The following is a 6,818-nucleotide window of genomic DNA, read 5'->3' on the forward strand; positions in this document are numbered from 1 at the left end:
CCCGACCCCCGACCCCTTATCGCTCGCGTGCCACCGCCCGGTAACCGATGTCATTGCGGAACCAGGCGCCGTCCCAGCGGATGCAACGCACCTGTTCGTAGGCGTGCGCCTGAGCGCTGGCGACGCTCTCGCCGAGCGCACAGACGCACAGCACGCGACCGCCACGGGTGACCACCTCACCGGCACGCTCGGCCGTGCCGGCATGGAAGACCTTCACGTCGGGCTGCTCCACCACCGGCAGGCCGTGGATGACATCGCCCGTGCGATAATCCCCCGGGTAGCCACCGGCGGCCATGACCACGCCGAGCGAGGCGCGCGGGTCCCATTCGGCCTGCACCCGGTCGAGACGCCCGTCCAGCGCCGCCTCGCACAGATCCACCAGATCCGAACGCAGCCGCAGCATAATGGGCTGGGTCTCCGGATCGCCGCAGCGCACGTTGTACTCGAGCACCTTGGGCGTACCGTCCGCACCGATCATCAGGCCGGCGTAGAGGAAGCCGACATAGGGGCAGCCCTCCGCCGCCAGGCCCCGTACGGTCGGCAGGATGACCTCGCGCAGAACCCGCGCATAGATTGCCGGCGTCACCACCGGCGCCGGCGAGTACGCGCCCATACCGCCCGTGTTCGGTCCGGTATCGCCGTCGCCGGCGGCCTTGTGGTCCTGGGAACTGGCCAACGCCAGCACCTGCTCGCCGTCGACCATGACGATGAAGCTCGCCTCCTCGCCGGTGAGGAACTCCTCGATCACCACGCGCCGACCGGCACTGCCGAAGGCATCACCGGCCAGCATGTCGCGCACCGCACCAATGGCCTCGTCCTCGGTCTGCGCCAGGATCACACCCTTGCCGGCCGCCAGCCCGTCGGCCTTGACCACAATGGGCGCGCCCTGCTGGCGGATGTAGGCGGCGGCCGCATCCACATCGGTAAAAGTGCCGTAGGCGGCCGTAGGAATGGCGTGGCGGGCCAGGAAATCCTTGGTGAAGGCCTTGGAGCCTTCCAGCTCGGCGGCCGCCTTGCGTGGGCCGAAGCAGCGCAGACCGGCCTGCTCGAAGGTATCGACCACACCGGCGACCAGCGGTGCCTCCGGCCCGACGATCGTCAGGCCGACGCCGTTGTCGTGTGCGAATGCCAGCAGCGCCGGGATGTCCTCCGCACCGATGGCGACATTCTCGACCTTGGCCTCGCGCGCCGTGCCGGCGTTGCCGGGCGCGACGTACACCTTTTCCACCCGCGCCGACTGCGCCACCTTCCACGCCAGCGCATGCTCCCGCCCGCCGCCTCCGATGATCAGTACTTTCATATAACGGAACCTTTAACCACGAAGGACACAAAGGACACGGAGGGTTTTAGAGTAAAACACGGGGTGAATTTTCGACGGGTCCGAGGCAGATGCGTTCCAACCGGCCCCACCCAGCGCATCCGCTCCAATGAATTCGTTTCCTTTGTGTCCTTCGTGTCCTTTGTGGTTGAACCATCGGGTCATCAATGCCGGAAATGGCGCATCCCCGTGAACACCATCGCCATGCCGTGTTCGTCGGCGGCGGCAATGACCTCCGTATCGCGCAGGGAGCCGCCGGGCTGGATGACGGCGGTGATGCCGGCGGCGGCGGCCTGGTCGATGCCGTCGCGGAAGGGGAAGAAGGCGTCCGAGGCCATCACCGAACCCTGCACCGGCAGGCCGGCATGCTCGGCCTTGATGCCAGCGATACGCGCCGAATTCACTCGACTCATCTGGCCGGCACCGACACCGATGGTCATGCCGTCACGGCCGTAGACGATGGCGTTGGACTTGACGAACTTGGCCACCCGCCAGGCGAACAGCAGGTCGTGCATCTCGGCCGCGGTCGGCGCGCGTTGGGTGACGCCCTTGATCTCGGCGCTGAGCAGCAGATCGGCATCCTGCACCAACAGGCCGCCAGTGACACGCTTGAAATCCAGTCGCTGCGCCGACGCCTGGTCCCAGTGGCCGCAGGCCAGCACGCGGACGTTCTTCTTGGCCGCCAGCACCTGCAACGCCTCGGCCGACACCTCCGGGGCGATGATGACCTCGACGAACTGGCGTTCGGCGATGGCCTGGGCGGTGGCGGCGTCGAGTTCGCCGTTGAAGGCGATGATGCCGCCGAAGGCCGATTCCGGATCGGTGCGGTAGGCGCGGTCATAGGCCTCGAGCAGGGTCGCGCCGAACGCCACGCCGCAGGGATTGGCGTGCTTCACGATGACGCAGGCCGGGCCCTCGCTGAAGGTCTTGACACACTCCAGGGCGGCATCGGTGTCAGCAACGTTGTTGTAGGAGAGTTCCTTGCCCTGCAGCTGGCGCGCGGTCGCGACGCTCGCCGCAGCGGTCTTGTGCTCGACATAGAACGCCGCCTGCTGGTGTGGATTTTCGCCGTAGCGCATGGCCTGAACACGGCGGAACTGCAGACTCAGCGTGCGCGGGAAGGTGCCGTCGGCCGCGGGTAGATTGCGCGCCCCGAGATAATTGGCGATGGCACCATCGTAGTTCGCGGTGTGCTCGAAGGCCTTCACCGCCAGCGAATAGCGCGTGGCATCGGTGACCGCGCCGCTGTTGGTACGCATCTCGGCCAGCACGGTCGCGTAGTCGGCCGTGTCCACCACCACCGTCACCGCGGCATGGTTCTTGGCCGCCGCGCGCAACAGCGTCGGGCCGCCGATGTCGATGTTCTCGATGGCGGTCGGCAGATCACAACCGGGCTTGGCGACGGTCTGCTCGAAGGGATAGAGATTCACCACCACCAGATCGATGGGTGGGATGCCGTGCTCGCGCATCACGCCGTCATCGACACCGCGCCGGCCGAGGATGCCGCCGTGGATCTTCGGATGCAGCGTCTTCACGCGCCCGTCCATCATCTCCGCAAAGCCAGTGTAATCCGACACCTCGATCACGGCGATGCCGGCGTCGGCCAACAGCTTGGCGGTACCACCGGTAGAGAGGATCTCGATGCCCATCGATTGCAGCTGGCGGCCGAACTCAGCCACGCCGGCCTTGTCGGACACGCTGATGAGCGCACGTTTGATTGGATTCATGCGAAGTACTTCCGGTTAGTATGGTGAAAAGTGTTCGACTGAAAAAACATCGGCCACGGAAAATACGAAGGGCGTGACAATGAAACCGCCTCTCCGGAACGGGGTTTCCCCCTTATATCCGTCCGTGCTTTCCGCGTTATCCGTAGCTGATCTTGTTTGTTTTCCGGGCCCCGGCTCAAGGCTCCAGACCGTACTGGCGCAGTTTCTTGCGCAAGGTGGCGCGGTTGATGCCGAGGATCTCGGCAGCACGGGTCTGGTTTCCCTGGGCGAAGCCCAGGATAGTCTGCAGCATGGCCGGTTCGACCTCGCCCAATACCAGCTGATAGATGTCCGCGGCCTTGTGGCCGTCGAGATCGGCGAAATAAGATTCCAGACACTCGCGCACGGCCTCGCGCAGACGTTGTGGCTCACGGCGCGGCAGCGGGTGCACTGCAGTCGCCTTTTCCACCGGCGTGCTCATGCTGCCAAGGCCTCGTTGGCGGCGAGTCGATCGAAGAATGCATCGATCAGCGCCAGCTGTTCGGTGGTGTTCTCCACCCGGTTGACGCCGTCGCGAAAAAGGGCCCCACCGGGCTGACCCTTGCTGTACCAGGCGACGTGCTTGCGCGCCACACGCACCCCGGTGTATTCACCATAAAAATCGTACAGGTTGTGGAGGTGTCCCAGCATGATGGCGCGGATCTCCTCTACCGTGGGTGCGGGTAGATGGCGCCCGGTCGTCAGGAAATAGTCGATCTCCCGGAATATCCACGGCCTGCCCTGCGCCGCGCGTCCGATCATTACGGCATCGGCACCCGTATATGCCAGCACCTCGCGCGCCTTTTCCGGCGTGCGGATATCGCCGTTGGCGACCACCGGGATGCGCACCGCCTGCTTGATGGCGCGCAAGGTGTCGTACTCGGCCTCGCCGCGGTAGCCGCAGGCGCGGGTACGGCCGTGCACCGCCAACGCCCGGATGCCGGCCTGCTCAGCGATCTGTGCCACCCGCACGCCATTGCGGTGGGCCTTGTCCCAGCCGGTACGGATTTTCAGTGTGACGGGCAGGTCCACAGCGCCGACCACGGCGTCGAGGATACGCTTGACCAGATCCTCGTCCTGCAGCAGCGCCGAGCCGGCCATGACGTTGCAGACCTTCTTGGCCGGACAGCCCATGTTGATATCGATGATCTGTGCGCCGTTATCGGCATTGTGGCGCGCGGCCTGCGCCATCATGCGCGGATCGGCGCCGGCGATCTGCACGGATTTCGGTTCGACTTCGCCCGCGTGATCGGCACGCCGCAAGGTCTTGGCACTGCCCCACAACAGCGAGTTCGACGACACCATCTCGGATACCGCCAAGCCCGCCCCCAGCCGCTTGCACAACTGCCGAAAGGGGCGGTCGGTCACACCGGCCATAGGCGCCAGGATCAGATTATTTTTGAGTTCGTAAGGTCCGATGTGCATTGCCTGCATCCAGGTCACAGGGCCGGGCGCAACGTGCGGACGGCAGATAATACCTGCTTGGTCTGATCGGCGAAAGCTTGCAATCTGCGCAGAATGCCCGCACCCACCCGGCGAGGTTGAGTGGTATTTTCGATCCAGTGCCTAAGCCGTTGAGATTGCCGCCAGGATGATCGCGGCAGGATTGCCGCTTACGGTACGTCGCCACGCTCAATGCGCTGCCAGCCGCCTGGGGGAGCGGCAGTCCTGCCGCGATCACGCCCCGGCAACCGGCGGTGTGCCGCTCACAGGAATTCGAACTGAAAGGACACGATCTTCGCACTCGGCTGCACCAGTTCCAGCGTGACGTGCTGGGTGACGTTCGGCCGCAACCCCGTGTCCCTGTCGATACCGGCCGGGAGGTATTCGCGCGGCGCAAAACGCCGTCCCGCGACACGGTTACCGGAGAGATCGGACAGTTGGAGTTCCAGCACCGGATACGCGATCACCTGGTCGGCCCGGCTGACGAAGGCCAGGTCCACCAGCAGCGCCTTGGCGACCCGTGGGTGTTCCCGTACCTGCCGGGTCAGGACCTCGATGCGACCCGGCGCGCGCGGCAGGGGCAGCCCACACTGCAGCCCGGCGCACATCCGCTGCAGCAATGGCCGCAGCGCCGGCTGTCGCTCGTACAAGGGTACGCGCTGCATATAGACCCATTGCAGACCGAACACCGCCAGCAGTACCAGCAGCGTAAACACGCTTACAATGCGTCGACCGGTCCCACGGCGCTCGGGCGCCTCGATGAGCAGCGCGGCCTCCAGCACCGCACGATCGAGGCCGAGTGTAACCGGCTCCGCCCGCACGGCCGACTCCCCCTCCGATGTCCTCTCCGACTCCTCTTCTGATGCAGGGTCGCCCGCCAGCGGCCCACCGGCCGCGCCAACCGTCTCGGAATGCTCGGTAGTAACCAGACCGTCGTCACCGGGCGGCAGCGATGGTGCCTCCAGCGGCTGGTCTGCGGGGCCGCCGCCGGATTCTTCTGCGATGGCCGCCACCTCCAGCAGGTGTTGGAGTGCGTCGAACTGCGTCCCACAGCGGCCACAGCGCACCTGCCCACCAGCCGCCCGCAATGCCTCGGCGGTGATGCGGAACAGTGTCTGGCAGGCGGGGCAGCGGGTGAACATGGCGGGATTCGAGGTGGACAGCCTGGGAGGAGAGCTAAACCGAATTCACGTACTTAAGCAAGGCGCGGGCCAGAAGCAGACAAGAGCACCACGGAAAACTCAGAAGGCACGGAAGACATGGGCAAAGACCGGATGACCACGCCATCGGCGCGCCGAGAAGACGCGTAAAACCCACATACTCCGGTTCGTGGATTTCGTACTTGTCGCGGTTTTGCCCTGGCCCATGTCCTCCGTGGCGCTCTTGTTTTCACCGGCGCATCACCGCCGCCGGCCGTCGAGGCGCACCCAGTCCTCACGCTGGGCGGACGGCTCGATGGCGAAGGCGGTGCGGTAGGCGGCGACCACGTCCGTGGCCTGGTCGACCAGGACACCCGACAGCACCAAGCCGCCACCCGGGCGCACCTGCGTGGCGAAACGCGGCGCCAGTTCGATGAGCGGGTTGGCGAGGATGTTGGCGAGTAGCAGGTCGGCCTGCAGGTCTGCCGGGAGATCGCCGGGCAGACAGGCCTCCACCCGCTCGAGCACGCCGTTGCAGGCGGCATTACCGCGGGTCGCGGTGAGTGCCTGCGGGTCATTGTCCACCGCCCAGACCGCGCGTGCGCCGAGCTTCAGCGCGGCGATACCGAGGATACCGGAGCCGCAGCCGTAATCGACGACGACCTGATCCACCGGCGGATGCGCGTCCAGCCATTCCAGGCAGAGCGCCGTGGTTGGATGTGTGCCGGTGCCGAAGGCCAGCCCCGGGTCGAGCAGCAGATTCACACCGTCTGGATCGGGTGCCTCGAAGCCGGTCGGGACAATCCACAGGCGTGCGCCGAAGCGCATGGGTGCATAGCCGTCCATCCAGGCGCGTACCCAGTCACGGTCCTCCAGCGGCTCGGCCTGCAGCCGTGCGGCGCAGGCCGGGCCAAAACGCTCGGCCAGCTGCGCCCGGATACGAACCACGTCCGTCCCGGCCTCGAACAGCGCCGCGACCCGCACCTGCGACCACAGCGGCGTCGCCCCCGGTGGCGGCTCGAACAGCGGCTGGTCAGCGGCATCCTGCAGCGTGATGGAGAGCGCACCGAGCGTCTCGAAGAAATCCACAAGGGTCCCGGCCCCGAACTCGCCTACGAACTCATAAAGACCGATGAGGACAATCAGGAGGATCGGGATGCCCCAGACAGGGTG

The 6,818-nt window shown here is 66.0% G+C and carries 6 protein-coding genes; all 6 read right to left on the reverse strand.

Translation table 11 applies throughout. The annotated features are described in order from the left end of the window. Positions 1-16: 16 nt before the first annotated feature. Positions 17-1,300 (reverse strand): phosphoribosylamine--glycine ligase, encoded by a 1,284-nt coding sequence (gene purD, locus K8I04_01815; protein ID MBZ0070454.1) that lies wholly within the window; start codon positions 1,298-1,300, stop codon positions 17-19. A 182-nt stretch (positions 1,301-1,482) separates the two neighbouring features. Then, complete coding sequence (gene purH, locus K8I04_01820; GenBank protein ID MBZ0070455.1) at positions 1,483-3,045, reverse strand: bifunctional phosphoribosylaminoimidazolecarboxamide formyltransferase/IMP cyclohydrolase; 1,563 nt, start codon at positions 3,043-3,045, stop codon at positions 1,483-1,485. Between the two features lie 175 nt (positions 3,046-3,220). Beyond that, complete coding sequence (gene fis / locus K8I04_01825; protein MBZ0070456.1) at positions 3,221-3,505, reverse strand: DNA-binding transcriptional regulator Fis; 285 nt, start codon at positions 3,503-3,505, stop codon at positions 3,221-3,223. Beyond that, positions 3,502-4,488 (reverse strand): tRNA dihydrouridine synthase DusB, encoded by a 987-nt coding sequence (gene dusB / locus K8I04_01830; GenBank protein MBZ0070457.1) that lies wholly within the window; start codon positions 4,486-4,488, stop codon positions 3,502-3,504. Before dusB ends, fis begins: the two co-directional genes overlap by 4 nt. Positions 4,489-4,769: 281 nt before the next feature. Beyond that, positions 4,770-5,648, reverse strand: coding sequence for a DUF3426 domain-containing protein (locus tag K8I04_01835; GenBank protein MBZ0070458.1), 879 nt, complete (start codon positions 5,646-5,648; stop codon positions 4,770-4,772). Between the two features lie 258 nt (positions 5,649-5,906). Then, entirely contained in the window at positions 5,907-6,779 is an 873-nt protein-coding gene (gene prmA, locus K8I04_01840; GenBank protein MBZ0070459.1) for a 50S ribosomal protein L11 methyltransferase, read from the reverse strand. Positions 6,780-6,818: the final 39 nt, after the last annotated feature.

Source organism: Gammaproteobacteria bacterium (assembly GCA_019911805.1).
In the GTDB taxonomy this organism is placed as follows: domain Bacteria; phylum Pseudomonadota; class Gammaproteobacteria; order Thiohalobacterales; family Thiohalobacteraceae; genus JAHJQQ01.